Here is a 17,610-nt window from a genome sequence, read left to right on the forward strand (position 1 = left end):
CAGTTCCGGCAACGAATTTAATCACAACAAACGCCGCCCAGCCTACCATAAACTCGGTTCAGGCCGCGCAAAAATACACTTGCAACGGGTTGCCCTCTACCGAATATCCCACACAAAGACTCTCTTGAGCGGGGCCGCTTATCGTATCGTGCTTGAGGTTGTCTGCGCTCTGCAGCACTTCGCGAAATGCGCTGCCCACCTCGGCGCTGAGCTCCTGCACCAAACGGTCAAAAAAGTCTTCGGCAACCCGTTCAGCTTGCTGGTCATCAAACACCTTACCCGGCAGAGCACTGGCCAAGGTGTGCAAACTTTGTTGACGCTCCGCGACCGCCTGCATAAAGGCCGGTGTGGGCAACACCGCCAGCAAAGACTTGTACCTCCTCCCTTCAAGCCGCCAAGCCCAGTCAGGCATAGCATCCGGTCTGTCGTGGCGAACATATTCTGTATGGGCACATAAACCGAAAACTCGCTTTAGCTGGCGCTCCAATAAATCGGTAAAACCATCAATTTGCAATGCAAAACTGCTCTCTGCAACCCGCTTATTGCATTCGCGTTGATTCCGCCGGTACCAGTAGTGGTAATCTGCCAGAAGGGTATGAAGCTTGTTGTCATCAAAACCGGCGGTCACTGTCAGCGCTCGCCCCAAAGTCATATGGCTGCGCCTTTGCTGTTCCAGCAACTGGTCCACCTGGGCCTTGCTTAGCCATCCCAGATAGATCGCTAACTCACCGAACAGCATATCGCTGGAACGCTGATGCAGGTTGATCTGCGCTCCCTGTGTATCATTCAACCATCCCTGCTCCAGCGCTAGTTGCCCCAGGGAGTGATTGTGAGCTGCCTGGAATTCGAGGGCGCGCGCCAACTGATCGGACGATACCAGACCTTTTATCTGTAGATATTGACCAAAAAAAGTTGCCGTCATAAGCCACACCATTGAACGAATAAGCAGGCCGTCGATTAACTTCTGTTGCCGCTCTTAATGGTTATAGTTGGCTCAGACTAAAATGTCGAGAAATACGCCGCGGAACCGACCATCTAAGAGGTGGCCAACACATCAACTGTCTGCAGTAGCTCGTCAATCAAGCTGTCCGCAGCACTACCGATGCCCGGACTTAGCACTCGATGTGAAACTACTGAGGGCAGTACAGCCTGAATGTCCTCGGGCGCCACATAAGCCCTGCTGTGCATATAAGCCCAGGCTTTGGCGGCATGCAAGAGCGCCAGGGCTCCGCGAGGGGATAAACCGAAACTAAAACGTGTGTCGTGACGGGTAGCGTGTACCAGCCTTTGCAGGTAGCTGATCAGATGGTCTGAGGTGGCTATTTGCTCTATCTCGGTCTTTATTTGTGCCAGCGACTCGGGCGACAATAGTATCTTCAAATCACCAATATGACGCCGCGAATCTCCGCCTTTAAACAGCTCACGCTCAGCTGCCGCATCCGGATAACCCAGGCTCAAACGCATTAAAAAACGGTCCAGTTGCGATTCTGGTAACGGAAAAGTACCCATTTGCGATTGCGGGTTCTGGGTGGCAATCACAAAAAACGGCTCGGGCAACTGGCGGGTTTCGCCGTCAATGGTGACCTGCTGCTCCTCCATCGCCTCCAGCAGAGCGCTTTGGGTTTTAGGCGTGGTGCGGTTGATTTCATCGGCCAATAGCACCTGGGTGAACACAGGCCCCGGATGAAAGCTAAAACCATTGGCAGCAGCATCAAAGATAGAGACCCCGACAATGTCGGCCGGCAGCATGTCACTGGTAAACTGGACACGCTGATAACGCAAACCCGCCACCTGCGCCAACGCATGAGCCAGTGTGGTCTTCCCCATCCCGGGCAAATCTTCAATCAGCAAATGCCCATCGGCCAATAAACAGGCCAGCGCCAACTTGATCTGCTCCTCTTTACCCAGTAAAACCCGGGCTACTTCATCGACTGCTTCGCGAATACTCGTGCGCATATCAAGCCTTAGCTAAAGAGCATCCAGACCGCGGGACAAATCGGCTTTAATGTCTTCGACATCTTCCAGCCCCACAGCAATACGAATCAGATTCTCACCGATGCCTGCATCGCGTCTTTGCTCGTCGCTCAAACGACCATGGGTGGTGGTAGCAGGATGCACGATCGTGGTTTTCGCATCCCCCAGGTTCGCCGTCAGAGACAATATTCTCGTAGCATCAATCACCTTCCAGGCGCTATCGCGGCCACCGCGTACGGCAAACGACAGCACGCCACCAAAGCCTCGCTGCTGGCGCGCGGCAAGCTCGTGCCCCGGGTGATCTTTGAGCCCGGCATAATACACTTGCTCCACAGCCGGATGCTGCTGCAGCCACTCAGCCAGAGCTTGAGCATTGGCGCTGTGAGCGTCCATTCGCAAGCGCAGAGTTTCCAAGCCTTTTAAAAACACCCAGGCGTTAAAAGCGCTCATGGTTGGCCCAGCGCTGCGGATAAAGCCGAGCACTTCGTCGACCAGATGCCTTGGCCCTGCCACCAACCCGCCCAGGCAGCGCCCCTGCCCGTCTATGTATTTAGTGGCTGAATGAATGATTAAGTCAGCTCCGAAGTCCGCAGGCTTTTGCAATGCCGGCGTACAGAAACAATTATCGACAACGAACAGAGCATCGCGACTGTGTGTTAGATCGGCAAGGCGTTGCAAGTCCACCACATCACACAGTGGATTTGAGGGTGTTTCCACAAACACCAACTTAGTGTTGTCGGTAAATGCGCCTTCCCAGGCAGCGAAATCTGTCGGGTTTACAAAGCTGGTGTTAACACCAAAGCGGGCCAGATATTTGGTAAACAAAACCGTGGTAGTACCAAACACACTGCGCGAACAAACGATATGATCACCAGCGCTTAACAAGGCAACGCAAGTCGACAAAATAGCGGCCATGCCCGAGGCTGTTGCCACAGCACTTTCTACCCCCTCCATCGCCGCGATGCGCTCCTCCAGGGTACGCACTGTCGGATTGGTATAACGCGAGTAGACATTGCCCGGCTGATCACCGCTAAAACGCGCAGCGGCCTCGGCGGCGCTGGCGAATACATAGCTTGAAGTTAAAAACAATGCTTCGCTGTGCTCGCCCTCGGCGCTGCGACTTTGCCCGGCGCGCACGGCCAAGGTGTCAATACCGGCGCCGGCAAGGGGATTGTCGTGTTCTGTCGAGTCACTCATATTCGTGTCCGTTAATGAATGTGCAGGTCTTCACCGTCGTTGTGCAAACCTATGGGGCTCTCTTCCTCTTTCGCCCGTTGCTCTTTTTTCTTTTTCGCCTTGCCAGCGTGCCGGTTTGCTTCCAGCGCGTCCAGATATTCCTGGTCCACATCGCCGGTAATATATTTACCGTCAAACACCGCGCAATCGAATTCGGTAACGCCGCTGCCACCTTCTGCAGACGCCGCCACCAAGTCTTGCAGATCCTGATAAATTAGCCAATCGGCGCCAATTTCTTCGCACACTTCATCGTGGCTACGGCCATGGGCAATCAACTCTTTGGTGGTAGGCATATCAATGCCGTACACATTGGGATAGACCACCGCAGGTGCGGCCGAGGCGAAATACACTTTCGCAGCGCCGGCCTCGCGTGCCATTTGAATAATCTGCTGGCAAGTGGTGCCTCGCACAATGGAGTCATCCACTAAGAGTACGTTTTTGCCACGAAACTCCAAGTCGATAGGGTTCAGCTTCTGCCGCACAGATTTTTTGCGCATTTGCTGACCTGGCATAATAAAAGTGCGGCCAATATAGCGATTCTTAATCAGCCCCTCGCGAAATTTAACCCCGATTTTGTATGCCAGGGCCTGTCCCGCCACCCGCGAACTGTCGGGAATCGGGATGACTACATCGATATCGTGATCGGGACGCTCGCGCAGAATCTGCTCCGCCAGCTTTTCCCCCTGGCGCAGGCGCGCTTTGTATACTGACACGCCGTCCATGATGGAATCAGGACGGGCGAAATACACATGCTCGAAAATACAGGGCGTTAACCGCGTGTTTTGCGCACACTGTTTGCGATGCAACTGTCCATCGAACGTAATGTACACCGCCTCGCCCGGGGCGACATCGCCAATCAACTCAAAACCCAACACATTGAGCGCTACACTTTCAGAGGCCACCATATATTCGTCGCCATCTTCGGTGGTGCGTTTGCCGTAAACCAGAGGACGAATACCATTGGGGTCACGGAAGGCAACAATGCCATATCGGGCGATCAATGCCACTACCGCATAGCCACCGCTGACACGTTTATGCACCCCTTCCACCGCCGCAAAAATATCCTCTTCGGTGGGAACAAGCTTGCCTTGCAGCTGTAACTCGTGAGCAAATACGTTCAGCAGCACTTCTGAGTCTGAGTCCGTATTGACATGCCGCAAATCGGTTTTAAACAGCTCTTCGCTGAGTTTGTCGGCATTCACCAAGTTGCCGTTGTGCGCCAAGGCGATACCGTAAGGTGAGTTCACGTAAAATGGCTGTGCCAACGCTGGCCCCGAGCTGCCAGCGGTGGGGTAGCGCACATGACCAATACCCACGTTGCCAAGCAAACGCTGCATATGCCGCGTGCGAAAAACATCTTTCACTAAACCATTGGCTTTTTGCTGCGCCATTTTGCCGCCCTGACAGGTGACAATACCTGCGGCATCCTGTCCGCGATGCTGGAGGATGGTTAGTGCATCATAGAGCTGGGTATTTACGTCACGTTTACCCACTATGCCAACGATACCGCACATAATTGTCTTACCTTTGTTAACGCCAAAAAGAAAAATCAGTCACCAAACAGAGACATCACCCAGGTGCTTATCTCAGTGGTGGTATCACGAGCCCAACTTTCAAACACTAAAAAGCGGGGAATAATTTTCGACTCAGCCCACCACTGATCCTTATCCACAGGGATCATTGAGGGCAGTAGAATGACCAGCGCCATGACTAAAATAGCACCGCGCACCAAGCCAAAAACCATACCGAACAAACGATCGGTACCGGAGAGCCCCGTCATTCGCACTAACTCGCCTATCAAGTAATTCACCATCGCCCCCACCACCAAGGTGGCGGCAAACAGTATGGTAAAAGCGGCGATAGCTCGCAATGATGGGGTTTCAATCAGATTCGTCAATAGTGTTGCCATGCGATCGCCAAACACCATGGCGATGATAAAAGCGGCAATCCAGACCACTAGTGAGAGCGCTTCCTTGATAAAACCGCGCTTGATACTGATCAAGCAGGATACAGACAGTATGCCGACAATAGTCCAGTCTGCCCAATTCATGCGCGGATGGCTCCGAAAGCGTGTGCAAAAGAAGGCGCAAATTTTACCAGAGCGAAACCGCCGGGCATACCCTAAGTTTTCCCGCGCTTAGGGCTTGAACTTAAGCACAAGAGAATTAACCTTAAAGGCCGGATCTACTTCCGCCTTGACCGTCTCGGCCAGAGCTTTATCCACTTTGGGGCCGATAAACACTCGACTCACCTCGCCCTGCGAGGTTTGCGCGAGCCTCACATAGGCCTTATAGCCCTTATCTTGCAGTTTTTTGCGCAGCGTCTGGGCCGATTCGGCCGAACGCAGACTGGCCACCTGTACCACCCAGGCATCGAGATCGGCCAATGCCTCTGACGCTTCCGAGCTATGCGATGAGCTACTTACGCTGGCAACCGCTTCGACTGAACTGACATTCTCGGCATTCTCGCTCGCCATAGGTTGGGGCTCGCTTTCGATATCGGCGGCGGCAGCACTTTGCGCTTCGGCTGGCTCGTCGGTAATGGGTTGGTTGTTCTCGGGAATAAACAGAGTATCGGGGTCCGGAATCGACTCGGGGTTGGTGATCGGTTGCGGCGCACTGATCACAACCGGATCTATCTCTGGGCGTGGAGGGATTTGACTGCGGGTATCAACTTGGTGCATTTGCTGCTCTTTAAAAAAGCCGGGTAGAAATATCACCGCCAACCCCGCCAGCACCAACGCGCCTATTAACCGCTGTTTTAAACCGTCGTTCACTCTTCCCCCTAAGTGACTTTATCCGCCTGTGGCTGCAATATATCCAGTGCAGCGGCCACGGTAAAGAAAGAGCCCAAAATAACCACTAAATCGTCCTCTTCTGCCTGGCTTACGGCAGCCGCAAGACAGTGAGCGAACTCGCCCTGCTCCCGGACTTGCGCGCCAGCCTGAGCAAGGGTTTGCGCCACTACTTGCGGCGCGGCCGCGCGTTCCACTCCCGGCAACTTGGGCAGATACCAACAGCCGGGCAACTTCAGCAACGGCTCGACGGTAGCGGCTATGTCCTTATCAGCCATGATCGCAAAAACCCAGTGCACTTTCGCCGCTTTTGGCAAAGACAGGTTATCCAGCAAATGGGTCGTCGCGGCCGGATTGTGCGCCACATCCAACACAACACGCCGCCCCTGATACTCCAGGGTTTGCATCCGGCCGGTGAGATTAACGCGAGCCACGCACTGTGCAATTTGTGTCGGCGCAAGCGCCACACCCAAGTGTGCAACCGCCATTACAGCGGCGGCTACGCTGTTAGCGGGAAGTTTGATAGCAGGAAAAGAGATTGTTAACTCTGGGCTGGAAAACTGCCAGCAATCGGCAACCTTTTGCATGTGAAAATGCTCCCCCAACCACAGAGCTTTTGCGCCAATAGCCTCGGCGTACCGTTGCACCGACAAGGGAGGGTTGGGATCGGCACAGACCAATGGCTGCCCCGCCCTGGCGACACCGGCTTTTTCGCGGCCAATGGTTTCACGATCGTTGCCGAGCCAAGCTTCGTGGTCCAGGGCAACACTGGTAATTACCGCGACATCGGCATCAATAATATTGACCGCATCCAGACGACCGCCCAAGCCCACTTCGAGCACAGCCACATCCACAGCCTTATCAGCAAATAACCACAGCGCCGCCAGGGTGCCAAACTCAAAATAAGTGAGAGAAATGTCACCCCGGGCACGCTCAATCGCCTGAAAAGCGAGGCACATATCCGCGTCACTGACCGATGCGCCATTAATCTGCACACGCTCGCAGTAGTGATGCAAATGCGGCGAGGTGTAAGCGCCAACCTTTAAGCCGGCCGTCTGCAACAGCGCACTGGCAAGTGCAACGCACGAACCTTTGCCGTTGGTACCGGCAACGGTTAGCACTTTAGGCGGCCGAGGTAAATTCAGGGTTTTATAGACCTGCTGCGTGCGCTCAAGCCCCAAGTCTATTTCGGTGGGATGGGCCCGCTCGATACGAGCGAGCCACTGGGCAAGGGAAAGCTCCGTCACAAGGGCTTAAGCCAATTCCGGACGACGGGTAAACTTGGCGATTAAGCGCGCAACGGTATCGCGCATATCATTGCGATGAATAATCATGTCAATGGCGCCATGATCCAGCAAAAACTCGGCGCGCTGAAAGCCTTTGGGCAGCTTCTGGCGGATGGTTTGCTCGATAATCGCGGGGCCTGCGAAGCCGGCACGGGCGCCCGGCTCAGCGGCATTGATATCACCCAACAATGCCAGCGAGGCGGAAACGCCACCATAAACCGGATCGGTCATAATGGAAAAGTAAGGAGTGCCCTGGCCTTTTAATTTTTCTATGACCGCTGAGGTTTTAGCCATTTGCATCAGCGAAATCAAAGCCTCTTGCATACGCGCGCCGCCAGTGGCTGGGAAACAGACCAGGGGAATATTTTCTTCTAGTGCAACTTGGGCCGCGCGGGTGAAGCGCTCGCCCACAACATAGCCCATTGAACCGCCGTGAAAGGCAAACTCAAAAGCGATCGCCACCACGGGCATGCCCTTAAGCTCACCTTTCATGGCTACCAGGGCGTCTTTCTCACCCGTGGCTTTTTGCGCGGTGGAAAGACGATCTTTGTATTTTTTTACGTCTTTAAACTTCAGACGATCGATAGGCTCTACATCAGCGGCAATTTCCTGGCGACCATTTTCATCCAAGAAAATATCCAAGCGCCGACGCGCACCAATGCGCATGTGATGGTCGCACTTGGGACAGACATCCAGGTTGCGCTCCAGCTCTGGACGATAAAGCACCGCTGAGCACTTAACGCACTTTTTCCACAGCCCTTCAGGTACTTTGCTAGTGCCTTTACGGCCCTCTGCACGCACAACACTGGGAACCAGTTTTTCAAGCCAACTCATTACATTACTCTCTTGCTGACCCCGAAGGGTGTAAATTATCGAATGGGTTACAGGGCGTCTAATGCCTGGCGAATGTCGCGAACAATATTGCCCACGCTCTCGGCCACTTGAGCTTTATCCTCGCCAGCTTTGCTCATGGCATCCACCAGAACACTGCCAATGACTACGCCATCAGCAAGGCGAGCAACTTTAACGGCGCTTTCGGCATCTTTGATACCAAATCCCACGCACACGGGCAGATCCGTCAAAGCGCCAAACTCATCCAGCTTGGCTTTTACTGAATCCACATCCAGATGACCTGCGCCTGTCACACCTTTTAATGAAACATAGTATAAAAAGCCGCTGGCATGACGGGCAATATCCTTTGCCCGCTCACTGCGGGTAGTGGGGGCCAGCAAAAAGATATTGTCCAAATCGCGGCTCGCGAGTTCGGTTTTCAAGTTCTCCACTTCTTCTGGCGGCAGATCAACAGTCAACAGACCGTCAACGCCAGCAGCAGCGGCTTTTTCCGCAAAGGTTGCATAACCCATACGCTCCACCGGATTGGCATAACCCATTAGCAACACTGGTGTAGTTTGGTCGGTTTTACGGAATTCGGCGACCACTGCCAGTGTATCGGTCAGACTTACACCATGGGCCAGCGCCCGTTCATGGCCCTTTTGGATAACCGGGCCTTCCGCCATAGGGTCGGAGAAAGGCACGCCTAATTCGATTACATCCACCCCCTCTTCCACCATTTTGTGCATGGTGGGCAAGGTGGCTTCACGCACGGGATCGCCATTAACGATATAGGCCACCAGAGCCTTGCGGCCATCGGCTTTTAACTGTGCAAATTGTTGACTAATTCGACTCATTCGGTGCTTCCATTTATCTCTTATACGGTGATGCCATCGATATCGGCGACCGTGAGAATATCTTTGTCCCCTCTACCTGAGAGGTTGACGATAATTATCTGATCTTTGTTCATTGTCGGAGCCAGTTTTTCGGCGTAGGCCAAAGCGTGACTACTTTCCAACGCCGGCATAATACCCTCGGTGCGAGTAGATTTACGAAACGCTGCCAATGCCTCGTTGTCGTTGATAGCCACATAGTTCACCCGACCGAGGTCTTTCAGCCAGGAGTGTTCAGGCCCCACACCGGGATAGTCTAGGCCCGCAGACACCGAGTGAGTTTCTATAATCTGGCCATTCTCGTCTTCCATCAGGTAGGTACGATTGCCGTGCAAAACGCCGGGGATACCATCGTTTAACGGCGCGGCATGGCGGCCGGTTTCTACGCCGTCACCACCGGCTTCAACGCCGTACATAGCAACAGACTCGTCATCCAAAAACGGATGGAACAGGCCAATCGCGTTGGAGCCTCCACCGACACAGGCCACCAAAGCATCTGGCAGTTTGCCGGTCATGTCCAAACACTGAGCACGCGCTTCACGTCCGATTACGGCCTGGAAGTCACGCACTAGCTGAGGATAAGGGTGAGGACCGGCAACCGTACCGATGATATAAAACGTATCATCGACATTAGTGGACCAGTCACGCAGCGCCTCATTCATCGCGTCTTTCAGGGTCTTAGAGCCAGACTCTACCGGAATAACCTCGGCGCCCAGCAATTTCATGCGATATACGTTAAGCGCCTGACGACGCACGTCTTCAGCGCCCATATAGACCTGGCATTTAAGTCCCAAGCGCGCCGCCACTGTGGCCGTTGCTACACCGTGCTGGCCGGCGCCCGTTTCGGCAATAACTCGGGACTTACCCGTCATTTTTGCCAAAAGCGCCTGGCCGATGGTGTTGTTTACCTTGTGTGCGCCTGTGTGGTTCAAGTCCTCTCGCTTGAGGTAAATCTGCGCTCCACCCAGCTCGCGGCTCCAGCGCTCGGCGTGGTACAAAGGCGATGGCCGCCCTACATAATGGGCTAGATCTCTATCAAACTCTGCCTGAAATTCAGCGTTATCCTTGAGCTTGCTGTAAATTTCTTGCAGCTCGTCAAGTGCGTAAATCAGAGTTTCTGAGACAAACCGGCCACCAAAAATACCAAAGTGGCCTCGCTCATCAGGAAAGGCACTGTAATCAACTTTTTGCTTACTTGAATCGCTCACTCTCTCTCACCTTTCGCATATGCCTGCTTGGCATTTTCAATAAACTGTTGGACGAGTTCCGGACTCTTTTGTCCGGGGGCAGACTCGACTCCGCCACTGACATCTACGCCATAGCAGCCTGTTCGGATGACCGCCTGAGCAACATTGGCCGGTTGCAGACCGCCGGCTAACACCAGCGGGGTCGTACTCTTTTGCGGAAACCGGGCCCAATCAAAGGTATCGCCTGTACCACCGGGAACGCCCGGGCGGTAGGCATCCAGCAACACACCACAGGCGCCGCTGTAGGCGTCAATAGCGGCTGATACATCCAGCTCTGGCCGCATCCGTAGCGCCTTAATATACGGTCGATCAAACTGCTCGCAGAACTCGCGAGTCTCGTCGCCGTGAAACTGCAGTAATTGCAACGGCACTCGGTTAAGCACGGTCTCGATTTGTTCCACCGAGGCGTTAACAAAAAGCCCCACCGTGGTCACAAATGGACCGCAAGCTAGCGCTATCTGCCGTGCCGACTCAATGTCCACCGCCCGCGGGCTTTTGGGGTAGAAAACCAGGCCGATCGCATCTGCGCCCGCAGTGACTACCGCGCGGGCCTGAGCTACCTCGGTAACACCGCATATTTTAACCCGTGGGGTGAACACTAAAATTTCCAGCTCGAATTCATTTGGAGGGCGAATCTTAGCAGAAATTCGACAGCGAGTCAGAATTGGCAAGCGATCCCACCGGCGCTGTCAGAAACAGCGGCCCTGGCAACGCCACTGGTAAATTGAAGTGCTGCTCATACTCGACCTGAACCAGGTATAAGCCAAAAGGTGGCGCGGTAACCCCACCGACGCGCCTGTCGCGGGCTTCGAGCACCTCTCGGGCCCAGGCTACGGGTTTTTCACCTGCGCCTATGGCCATTAAGACACCCACCATATTACGTACCATATGATGCAAGAAAGCGTTTGCTCGTACCTCCAGAAGGATAAGCTCGCCACTGCGCACAATATGAAGATGCTCGATCGTACGCACCGGTGAATGGGCCTGGCACTGCACCGCGCGATAGGAAGTAAAGTCGTGCTCGCCCACCAGCGCCTGCGCCGCGAGTCGCATTTTCTCTGTATCCAGCGGGTTTCTCGACCAGGTAACCTGATCGTGCAACAGTGCCGGCTTGGTGGGCGCATCGCTAATCAGATAGCGATAAGCACGAGAACGGGCACTAAATCTTGCGTGAAATTGGGGCGCCATCGGGCGCGCCCAGCGTATTCCTACCCCGTCGGGCAGGTGAGCCCGAAGACCGCGTGTCCACGCTTTTTCCGGCCGCGTCGCGAGGGTATCGAAGTGCACTATTTGATTAGTCGCGTGTACACCGGCATCGGTTCGACCGGCGCAGATTAGGGTTACCGGCTCGTCAGCCACAACAGAGAGAGCCTCTTGCAGCGCCTGCTGAACCGTAGGCACCCCCCCTGGCTGAATCTGAAAACCGCGAAAAGCAGCGCCCTGGTACTCCACCGCCATAGCGATACGATTCATGGACTCGGGCCAGGGAGTATCAGGGAACACCTCGCAATTACGTGAATAATACCGTTCCACCGCACCCGCCATTTAATCTACTGTGTATATCAAAAACAAAAAAAGCCCTGCATACCTAGCGCATGCAGGGCTTTTTTATTCGCCCAAATTAACTGTCTACTTTATCCATTAACGATTGCGCTTCACTCTGCTGGGCCTCGTTACCTTCACTGACCACTTCTGCCAGAATATCGCGAGCACCGTCCATGTCTCCCATATCAATATAGGCGCGGGCTAAATCGAGTTTGGTTGCAACCTCGTCGGCGTCCGCCAAAAAGTCCAGATCGTCATCCTCGTCGGCCACTTCGTTGACCGACTCGGGCGTGGGTAGCTCATCGATATCCAGCGAATCCTCTTCGCCTTCATTAACGTCGGCCTCTGGTTCACTTACATCACCTAGTGCCTGCTCAAACGCGTCATCATCTTCAACATCGAAGCTCAGGGACTCATCAGCTTCGAACACACTGGCGTCATCTGCTGAGGAGTCATCCGCCGCGTTTTCTGTTTCTTCGGTCGCAAGAGGCTCGGGAGCGTCAAGATCCGACATTTCACGATCCAGCGCCTCCAGATCGAGATCCTCCATGGGCTGCTCGAGATCAAAATCATCCTCGTCGTCAGCCAACTCCAGGGTTGGAACCTCTTCGTCATCCAGCTGTGGCGCACGACTTTCTGAGGCAGGATCATAGGCCTCAACTTCAGAATATTCAGGTGCCGGCTCATCCTCTTCCGGCAGCGACTCATCCAAAGAGAAGTCAAAATCTTCGTCCAGCAGAGGCTTCTCATCTGCGAGAGACACTTCCGCGCTGTCATCCTCTTGCGCCCCGGAGTCGTCGATATCTATATCATCGAGCTCAAGCTCAAAAGTTTCCTCAACCGATTCCGACGAAGCAGCTACGTCAGCATCGTCATCTGACTCCGGTGCGACAGCATCAGGGGCGGAGGACAAGTCCTGCTGGCCGTCATCCAGCTCAAAGTCAAAATCGCTCAAATCTGAATCGGCGGTGGTCTCTTCCCGGTCATCAAAAGATAAATCGTAACTCGTTTGAGAACCTTGAAGCTCTAGCTCTTCGGTAGCCGGTTTATCCTGCTCATCATCGCTATCCAGATCAAAGTCAAAATCATCATCCAAGACTAACTCGTCAGACTCATCAGTAGACTCGCGACTCTCAACCTCTGAATCGATGTCCAAATCGTCCAGCGTCAATTCATCAGAGCTGTCCAGGTCAAAACTAAACTCTTCATCCTCTGGAGTCTCTGCGGCAATTTCAAGCTCATCTTCAGACGCAGCGTCTGGCTCGTCCTGCGAGTCGGACAACAATTCGCTGCCGGCCTCAGCCATAACCGCACCCGCTGCAGCCACACTGCCTGCGGCGACATAGTCCGGCGCACCTACAAACTGTGCTCGTAAATCCTGCGCACGGTCGATTTCAGCAGCGTCGCCCGAGGCAAGTACCTGACCGTAATAATGATCGAAATCTTCAAGGTTCTCGCTCTCGGCATACACCTCAAGCAATTTCAACTTAATCGCATTGGATTCTGGCTCTTTCGCCAGACCTTTTTTCAGCATCTCCTCGGCTTGGTCATATTTGCCGTAGGCGATGTATATATCCGCTTCGCTCACCACATCGCCAGTTTCGGGCTCTGCGGTCTCTTCCGACTCCAGGGCAAACTCTTCGTCGCCGTCAATATCTGTCGTCGGCTCTTCATCAACCTGTTCAGTCTCTTGCTCGGTGAAAACGCTATCGTCCACCTCAGAGGTAAACTCTTCTACCTCTTCCTCGCTGCCCGAGCGCTTACGCAGAGCAACAAACAGCGCAACGATCAGCGCGATAAGAGCCAGGCCAATCCAGAGGATATTGGCCATTATTTTATCCATCAGACTCGGCTCTGGCGCGCGTCGAACCACCGTGTTTGCCTGACGGGCGGGCGGCTCTTCAACAGCTGGCTCTGGCTCAGCTTCGGCCACAGCCTCATTTTCACCAACATCTGGTTCGGTTGCGGTTCCAGTTTCACTGTCGGCAGGTGTCTCGGTATCGGACACCATAGTATCGGTAGCACTTTGCTCAGCTTCTGACTCTGTTGCAGAATTACTTTGCGCGGCCAACTCCAGCGCGCGCAGCTGCTCATTGCTAACTTCCAGCAACCGCTCCATAGTTTCGATCTGCTCTTCCAGATCGCCTACGCGCGAACGCAGCTCACTGTTTTCACCTTGAGTGCGCTCTAATTCCTCTTCGGCGGCCGCCAATTCCGCAGCCAGCGCACCACTGTCGCTCTCACCGTATCCGCCACCTTGTGCAGAGCCTGAATCGGCCGTGGTGCCCGGCGCGGCGAGCTTGACCCGCCCGGTCACCGAGCCGGAGTCGCGCTCATTATCAGCGCTGCGTCCTGACGCATCCAGCGGAGCACCCATAGCTTCGCCGGACCAATCGCGGTTTTGCTGCGCGACCTGGCTAATCGCCTGACGGTTGGATAATGAACGAATTTCATCCGTGCCGGGAATACGCAAAACCTGCCCTTGGCGCAGCAGGTTGATGTTGTTGTTGATAAAGGCCTCTGGGTTGGCCCTTTGGATACCAAGCATTGCTTGCTGAATGGAAACACCGCCGGGGCGATTGTCCCGCGCTATTTCCCACAGAGTATCGTTGGGTTTTACGGAATATTGACTCTCTCCACCGCCTGAGCGCTGCGCCGATACGGCGGCCGAGTCCTGCGTTTGCCGTACCGGCTCACTCTTTAGTTCGGTGGTTTGCGAGCTAATGGGAGTAACTGTGGCCTGCACCGGAGCTGAGGGGTCATCCGAGAAGGTGGGCAAATCCAGCAGCAACGTATATTCGCGTAGCACTCTGCCCGAGGTCCAGCGCACATCGACAATAAAACTAAGGAAAGGCTCACGCACTGGATCACGACTGCTCACCGCGATAAAGGCATCATCACCCTGATCGGTAATAACATTGAAGCGCAACTGCGAGTAGAAGAAAGAGCGCTCGATGCCGGCGCGATCAAAATCTTCCTGAGAGCCGAGCTGCACGATAATTTGGTCCGGCCCCAACTCACCCAGATCATCCAGAGCGATATGAGCGTCCAGCGGCTGGTTTAATGATGAATTGAGAGTGATATCCCCCAATCCAAGACCAAATGCCGCCCGCGAAATAACCAGCGACAAAACCCCAAGCAGTAATACCAGCTTACGAAAATGCATAGTACTTTCCTTTATTGTCTCCCCAGCCTTCCGACGGCCCGGCCATGCGACGTCCTGTCAGCCACAACAAGTGGCCAGCCATTTTTTGTCAACGAGGCCCCAAAACCTCGAATAAATATTCACTATCGACCGTAAGTATTCATTATAAATAGCTTTTTATCAACACTTCCCACAATTGCCTTCCACCATTAAGCCGTTTTTTGGCTAAAACGGGCACCTCGACACATAAACAAGGATTCATGCGCCTTAGATGCTCGCGGCAAAGTGGAGAATAAAGAACAGGAAATATAAAAAGCCCCGGCACGCCAATGCGTACCGGGGCTCATCAGAACACCTTTATTAGGCGTCGCGCAGCACCTGTAGCATGCGGCGCAGAGGCTCTGCTGCCCCCCAAAGCAGTTGGTCACCTACGGTGAATGCGTTGAGGTACTCCCCTCCCATGCTCAGCTTACGCAGCCGTCCTACCGGCACTGTTAAGGTGCCGGTTACCGCCGTGGGTGTCAAATCGCGCAGAGTGGACTCTTTATCGTTGGGAACTACTTTGGCCCACTCGTTATGGCCGGCAATCATTTGTTCGATTTCATCAAGAGGCACATCTTTTTTCAATTTCAGCGTTAACGCCTGAGCGTGACAGCGCATGGCGCCAATACGCACGCAGGTGCCATCCAGCGGGATCGGATTCCCCTCATTACCGAGGATTTTGTTGGTTTCCGCCTGGGCCTTCCACTCTTCGCGGCTTTGACCATTTTCCAGCTGACTGTCGATAAACGGCAGCACACTGCCCGCCAGGGGCGCGCCAAAGTTATCAGTAGGAAAATCGCCCGAGCGCATAGTGGCAGCAACTTTACTGTCGATGTCCAAAATGGCTGAGGCCGGGTCAGCCAACTCACTGGCCACGCCATCGCGAATCGCACCCATCTGCTCGATCAGCTCACGCATGTTGCGCGCACCGGCACCTGATGCCGCCTGGTAAGTCATGGAGCTGGCCCACTCCACCAGGTTATTGGCAAACAAGCCGCCAAGGCCCATCAGCATTAGACTCACGGTGCAGTTACCGCCGATGTAGTTTTTCACACCGCGCGCCAAGCCGTCTTTAATAACGTTTAAGTTCACCGGGTCGAGAACAATAATCGAGTCTTTGTCCATGCGCAGACTTGAGGCCGCGTCTATCCAGTAGCCGTCCCAGCCGGCGCCACGCAGATCGGAGAACACCGCCTTGGTGTAGTCACCGCCCTGGCAAGAGATAATCGCATCAAGCTTTTTGAGCTCGTCAATCGCGTAGGCATCTTTTAATGGCGGCAGCCCTTCGGCCACCTTGGGCGCTTCGCCACCGACGTTAGAGGTGGTGAAAAATACCGGTTCAATACCGTCGAAATCCTTCTCCGCCTGCATACGCTCCATCAGTACGGAGCCGACCATACCGCGCCAACCTACAAAACCTACTTTCATTTTATAACTCTCTGGTTTGAATGAATTAACGCTCTCCCCGGGCCTTGTGAGCACCGCTTTGAGCGCTATATATCTTGCCGTAAACAGCCGCTGGCTGCAAATTGACCACGCAGTTACAGCGCGGCCAAGACCGCATCACCCATGGCTGAAGTAGAGACCTTACTGGTACCCTCGGTGTAAATATCCGCCGTGCGCAGCCCCTGATCCAGCACCTTACCTACCGCTGTTTCAATCGCGTCGGCCGCTTCAGTGAGACCCAGCGAGTACCGCAACATCATGGAAGCAGACAAAATGGTCGCCAGCGGATTGGCTATGCCCTTGCCGGCGATATCCGGGGCGCTGCCGTGACAGGGCTCATACATACCCTGTCCACTTTCGTTCAATGATGCCGAGGGCAACATACCGATAGAACCGGTAAGCATCGCCGCGGCGTCCGACAAGATATCGCCAAACATATTGCCGGTAACTAACACATCAAACTGCTTGGGTGCACGCACCAGCTGCATGGCCGCATTATCAACGTACATGTGGGACAGTTCGACATCCGGATACTCCGGTGCCAAGCGGTCCATCACCTCGCGCCACAAAATAGTGGCCTCAAGCACATTGGCCTTATCTACCGAGCAGACTTTTTTGCCGCGCTTGCGCGCCATTTCAAAGGCGGTGCGACCGATACGTTCGATTTCGCTTTCGCTGTATTTGTAGGTGTTGTAGCCTTCGCGCTCGCCGTTTTCCAGGGTGCGAATGCCGCGCGGCTCCCCAAAGTAGATACCGCCGGTTAACTCCCGCACGATCAGAATGTCCAATCCAGACACCACCTCGGGCTTAAGGCTTGAGGCCTCCACCAATTGCGGATACAGCAGCGCCGGGCGCAAGTTGGCGTACAGGCCCAGTTGCGAGCGAATTTTTAGCAGGCCGCGCTCGGGGCGAATGGCACGGTCGATGGTATCCCATTTGGGGCCGCCCACGGCACCCAACAAAATCGCGTCGCAACTGCGAGCGTTTTCCACCGCAGCATCGGTTAACGGCTCGCCGTGTTTATCAATAGAGGCGCCACCAATCAGCTCCTCCACAAACGACAAATTCAAAGAAAACTTTTCGTTAACTGCATCCAGCACACGCTGGGCCTCGGTGACAATTTCCGGGCCAATGCCATCGCCCGGTAAGATCATAATTTTTTTAGACACAC

At 54.3% G+C, this 17,610-nt stretch carries 15 protein-coding genes; all 15 read right to left on the reverse strand.

Annotated elements, in window-relative coordinates; all coding sequences use genetic code 11:
• Positions 1-58: 58 nt before the first annotated feature.
• Positions 59-922 carry a hypothetical protein gene (locus tag NHM04_RS04025; protein WP_254265762.1) on the reverse strand — a complete coding sequence of 288 codons (864 nt, stop codon included), beginning with the start codon at positions 920-922 and terminating at the stop codon, positions 59-61.
• Positions 923-1,035: 113 nt separating this feature from the next.
• On the reverse strand, positions 1,036-1,956 hold the full coding sequence (locus tag NHM04_RS04030; protein ID WP_254265763.1) for a MoxR family ATPase: 921 nt from the start codon (positions 1,954-1,956) through the stop codon (positions 1,036-1,038).
• A 12-nt stretch (positions 1,957-1,968) separates the two neighbouring features.
• Positions 1,969-3,171, reverse strand: coding sequence for an O-succinylhomoserine sulfhydrylase (locus tag NHM04_RS04035; protein WP_254265764.1), 1,203 nt, complete (start codon positions 3,169-3,171; stop codon positions 1,969-1,971).
• A gap of 11 nt (positions 3,172-3,182) precedes the next feature.
• The gene (purF, locus tag NHM04_RS04040; RefSeq protein ID WP_254265765.1) at positions 3,183-4,724 is read right to left on the reverse strand and encodes an amidophosphoribosyltransferase; all 1,542 of its coding nucleotides are present in this window, start codon (positions 4,722-4,724) and stop codon (positions 3,183-3,185) included.
• Between the two features lie 35 nt (positions 4,725-4,759).
• On the reverse strand, positions 4,760-5,260 hold the full coding sequence (locus NHM04_RS04045; protein ID WP_254265766.1) for a CvpA family protein: 501 nt from the start codon (positions 5,258-5,260) through the stop codon (positions 4,760-4,762).
• Positions 5,261-5,347: 87 nt separating this feature from the next.
• The gene (locus tag NHM04_RS04050; protein WP_254265767.1) at positions 5,348-5,986 is read right to left on the reverse strand and encodes an SPOR domain-containing protein; all 639 of its coding nucleotides are present in this window, start codon (positions 5,984-5,986) and stop codon (positions 5,348-5,350) included.
• Positions 5,987-5,994: 8 nt separating this feature from the next.
• Positions 5,995-7,251: a bifunctional tetrahydrofolate synthase/dihydrofolate synthase gene (gene folC, locus NHM04_RS04055; RefSeq protein WP_254265768.1), complete on the reverse strand. Its 1,257-nt coding sequence runs from the start codon at positions 7,249-7,251 to the stop codon at positions 5,995-5,997.
• A 6-nt stretch (positions 7,252-7,257) separates the two neighbouring features.
• Positions 7,258-8,124 (reverse strand): acetyl-CoA carboxylase, carboxyltransferase subunit beta, encoded by an 867-nt coding sequence (gene accD / locus NHM04_RS04060; protein WP_254265769.1) that lies wholly within the window; start codon positions 8,122-8,124, stop codon positions 7,258-7,260.
• Positions 8,125-8,171: 47 nt separating this feature from the next.
• Positions 8,172-8,978: a tryptophan synthase subunit alpha gene (gene trpA / locus NHM04_RS04065; RefSeq protein ID WP_254265770.1), complete on the reverse strand. Its 807-nt coding sequence runs from the start codon at positions 8,976-8,978 to the stop codon at positions 8,172-8,174.
• Between the two features lie 20 nt (positions 8,979-8,998).
• Positions 8,999-10,222, reverse strand: a complete 1,224-nt coding sequence (gene trpB / locus NHM04_RS04070; protein WP_254265771.1) for a tryptophan synthase subunit beta — start codon at positions 10,220-10,222, stop codon at positions 8,999-9,001.
• Positions 10,219-10,860: a phosphoribosylanthranilate isomerase gene (locus NHM04_RS04075; RefSeq protein ID WP_254265772.1), complete on the reverse strand. Its 642-nt coding sequence runs from the start codon at positions 10,858-10,860 to the stop codon at positions 10,219-10,221. Before NHM04_RS04075 ends, trpB begins: the two co-directional genes overlap by 4 nt.
• Positions 10,861-10,897: 37 nt before the next feature.
• On the reverse strand, positions 10,898-11,806 hold the full coding sequence (truA, locus tag NHM04_RS04080) for a tRNA pseudouridine(38-40) synthase TruA (RefSeq protein WP_371872578.1): 909 nt from the start codon (positions 11,804-11,806) through the stop codon (positions 10,898-10,900).
• Positions 11,807-11,882: 76 nt separating this feature from the next.
• Complete coding sequence (locus NHM04_RS04085; RefSeq protein ID WP_254265773.1) at positions 11,883-14,972, reverse strand: FimV/HubP family polar landmark protein; 3,090 nt, start codon at positions 14,970-14,972, stop codon at positions 11,883-11,885.
• 339 nt (positions 14,973-15,311) lie between these two features.
• On the reverse strand, positions 15,312-16,421 hold the full coding sequence (gene asd, locus NHM04_RS04090) for an aspartate-semialdehyde dehydrogenase (protein WP_254265774.1): 1,110 nt from the start codon (positions 16,419-16,421) through the stop codon (positions 15,312-15,314).
• Between the two features lie 113 nt (positions 16,422-16,534).
• On the reverse strand, positions 16,535-17,608 hold the full coding sequence (leuB, locus tag NHM04_RS04095; protein WP_254265775.1) for a 3-isopropylmalate dehydrogenase: 1,074 nt from the start codon (positions 17,606-17,608) through the stop codon (positions 16,535-16,537).
• Positions 17,609-17,610 lie beyond the last annotated feature (2 nt).

The organism is Gilvimarinus sp. DA14, assembly GCF_024204685.1.
In the GTDB taxonomy this organism is placed as follows: domain Bacteria; phylum Pseudomonadota; class Gammaproteobacteria; order Pseudomonadales; family Cellvibrionaceae; genus Gilvimarinus.

Excerpts from the sequence above, each read along its gene's own strand:
- truA (WP_371872578.1), bottom strand. The coding sequence starts at position 11,806 with ATGGCGGGTGCGGTGGAACGGTATTATTCACGTAATTGCGAGGTGTTC.
- asd (WP_254265774.1), bottom strand. The coding sequence starts at position 16,421 with ATGAAAGTAGGTTTTGTAGGTTGGCGCGGTATGGTCGGCTCCGTACTG.
- trpA (WP_254265770.1), bottom strand. The coding sequence starts at position 8,978 with ATGAGTCGAATTAGTCAACAATTTGCACAGTTAAAAGCCGATGGCCGC.
- NHM04_RS04035 (WP_254265764.1), bottom strand. The coding sequence starts at position 3,171 with ATGAGTGACTCGACAGAACACGACAATCCCCTTGCCGGCGCCGGTATT.
- NHM04_RS04030 (WP_254265763.1), bottom strand. The coding sequence starts at position 1,956 with ATGCGCACGAGTATTCGCGAAGCAGTCGATGAAGTAGCCCGGGTTTTA.
- NHM04_RS04025 (WP_254265762.1), bottom strand. The coding sequence starts at position 922 with ATGACGGCAACTTTTTTTGGTCAATATCTACAGATAAAAGGTCTGGTA.
- NHM04_RS04045 (WP_254265766.1), bottom strand. The coding sequence starts at position 5,260 with ATGAATTGGGCAGACTGGACTATTGTCGGCATACTGTCTGTATCCTGC.
- accD (WP_254265769.1), bottom strand. The coding sequence starts at position 8,124 with ATGAGTTGGCTTGAAAAACTGGTTCCCAGTGTTGTGCGTGCAGAGGGC.
- purF (WP_254265765.1), bottom strand. The coding sequence starts at position 4,724 with ATGTGCGGTATCGTTGGCATAGTGGGTAAACGTGACGTAAATACCCAG.
- NHM04_RS04085 (WP_254265773.1), bottom strand. The coding sequence starts at position 14,972 with ATGCATTTTCGTAAGCTGGTATTACTGCTTGGGGTTTTGTCGCTGGTT.